Below are 2,278 nucleotides of genomic sequence, written 5' to 3' on the forward strand. Positions count from 1 at the left end.
CGATCTTACGCGTCGCGCGCCCACGCGATCGCGGCGCCGACGTCGAGCTCGACCCAGTCGCGCATGCGGGCCTGCAGCGCGCTCAGCCGCGCCGGCCGCGACGCGCCGATGCCGCGATAGTTGTAGGTCAGCGCCGCGAAGCCGCGCTCGGTCAGGAAGCGCGCGAAGCCCGCATACAGCCGCTCCGGCACGGCGGTTGCCGGATGGATCAACACCAGCGCGCGCGGCGGCGCGTCCGGCGACCACAGCGTGCCGCGCAGCGGGTAGCCGTCGGCGGCGGAAAACTCGATGGGTTCTGGCGTCATGGCCGTCCTCGTGTCGGACAGTTATTTCGTATGCGAAATATAGTGCGAGAATTATTTCGCGCACGAAATATCTATTGAGGAATCATTCAAGCGACTTTCCGGCGAGCTGAATGCGGGGCGACTCGGCGTTCCATAAACTATTTGCATCTTTGCAAAGAAGAATATTGCGTTTGTCTCATGAAGTGCATCGACGTATCTTCATCGGTTCCATCCTGTCCGCCGGCCGTCGGGCCACGCGGGCCAAAGGGCGCCGCCGTCGCGCGGCTGCCCGCCAACCTCCGGGGAGATCACGTTGTTGAGCCGAATCGTTATTGCGCTGCTGCTCGCGCTCGCCGCGCAGCCGGGCATCGCGAAAGACACCGTCACGCTGCGCGTCGGTGAACAGAACTACTTCAACATTCAGGCGTCGATGGAGGCGTCCGGCGTATTGAAGGACCTGCCTTACACGATCGAGTGGAAGCACTTCCAGGCGGCCGCGCCCGTCGCCGAGAGCCTGAACGGCAACGCGATCGATATCGGCTTCCTCGGCGATTCCGCGCTGCTCACGCTGGCCGCACGCGGCGCGCCGGTGAAGGTCGTCGCGGTGTCGCGGCAGAGCCTCGATGGCGTCGCGATCCTTGTGCCGAAGCACTCGCCGGTGCGCACCGTCGCCGACCTGCAGGGCAAGACCATCGCGGTCTGGCGCGGCGCGTGGAGCCAGCAGCTCGTGCTGCGCGCGCTCGAACACGCGGGCCTGCGCGCGGATTCCGTCAAGTACGCGTACCTGATGCCGATCGATGCGACCAACGCGCTCGCGAACGGCTCGGTCGACGCCGTGTCGTTGTGGGAGCCGTTCGTCAGCACGCTCGCGCTGCGGCAGGGCGCACGGCCCGTGACGACTGCGCAAGGGTTGATGCCCGCACTCAGCTTCGTCGCGGCGAACGAGCAGGCGGCAACCGGCAAGCGGGCGGAGATCACCGATTTCCTGAAGCGCGTGGTCGCGGCACGCCAGTGGGTCGACAGTCATCCGCGCGAGTATGCGGACCTGTGGGCGAAGCGCGCGAAGCTCGAGCCGGACGTCGCGTACCGCTGGCTCGACAACGCGCACCAGCGGGTGGGCCCCGTCGACGACACGGCCGCGAAGGATGCGCAGAACACCGCCGATTTCCTGCACAAGGCCGGCGTGATTCCGGCCGCGTACGACACGGCGAAACTGCTCGACCGCTCGTATGCGGGCGCGTTCGCGGCGTCCGCGCAAAAGACCGCCGCCGCGCAGTGACGCTGCCGCCGAGCCCGCCCATTCCGATTCCCCACCAGAAGGACAGCCCGACATGCCTGTCGACATCATCGGCATGATCACAGCGACGCCCGGCGCGGAGGTCGACGTACCAGGCGGCGCCGCCGTCCAGCCCGACTATGTGCGGCGCTTCGCGCAGGCGCACGAAGCCGCCGGCTTCGACCAGATCCTGGTCGGCCATTTCAGCAACGCGGCGGACGGCTTCATCGTCGCGTCGTTCGCGGCCGCCGCGACCGAACGGATCCGCATCCTGCTCGCGCACCGGCCGGGTGTGATCGTGCCGTCGGCCGCCGCCCGGCAGATCGCCACACTCGATGTATTCAGCGGCGGCCGGCTCGCGCTGAACGTCGTGTCGGGCGGTGACGATGCCGACCTGCAGCGCGACGGCGATTTCGTGCCGCACGACGCGCGCTATCGCCGCACCGGCGAATATCTCGACGTGCTGAAACGCATCTGGCTCGCCGACGCGCCGGTCGATCACGACGGCGCGTTCTACCGGCTGCGCGGGGCGTCGCCTCTCGTGAAAAGCGCGCAGCGGCCGCACGTGCCGATCTATTTCGGCGGCTCGTCGCCGGCCGCGCTGGCGGTGGCCGGGCAGCACGCGGACGTCTACATGACGTGGGGCGAACCGCTCGCCGCGGTGCGCGAGCAGATCGCGCGCGTGCGGGCCGCCGCGGCGCCGTTCGGACGCGCGCCG

The 2,278-nt window shown here is 68.5% G+C and carries 2 protein-coding genes and 1 pseudogene; 2 read left to right on the forward strand and 1 reads right to left on the reverse strand.

Going from position 1 to position 2,278, the window contains the following annotated elements; all coding sequences use genetic code 11:
• Positions 1 to 14 precede the first annotated feature (14 nt).
• Positions 15 to 305: pseudogene (locus F3J14_RS34610) on the reverse strand (alpha/beta hydrolase); the annotation flags it as partial.
• Between the two features lie 292 nt (positions 306 to 597).
• Between F3J14_RS34610 and F3J14_RS34615 the strand changes: the two are divergent.
• Positions 598 to 1,563 carry an ABC transporter substrate-binding protein gene (locus tag F3J14_RS34615; RefSeq protein WP_166726716.1) on the forward strand — a complete coding sequence of 322 codons (966 nt, stop codon included), beginning with the start codon at positions 598 to 600 and terminating at the stop codon, positions 1,561 to 1,563.
• 52 nt (positions 1,564 to 1,615) lie between these two features.
• Positions 1,616 to 2,278: LLM class flavin-dependent oxidoreductase (locus tag F3J14_RS34620; RefSeq protein WP_166726717.1), on the forward strand; the 663-nt coding region annotated here is incomplete at its 3' end.

This window comes from Burkholderia sp. Tr-862 (genome assembly GCF_011753085.1).
In the GTDB taxonomy this organism is placed as follows: domain Bacteria; phylum Pseudomonadota; class Gammaproteobacteria; order Burkholderiales; family Burkholderiaceae; genus Burkholderia; species Burkholderia ambifaria.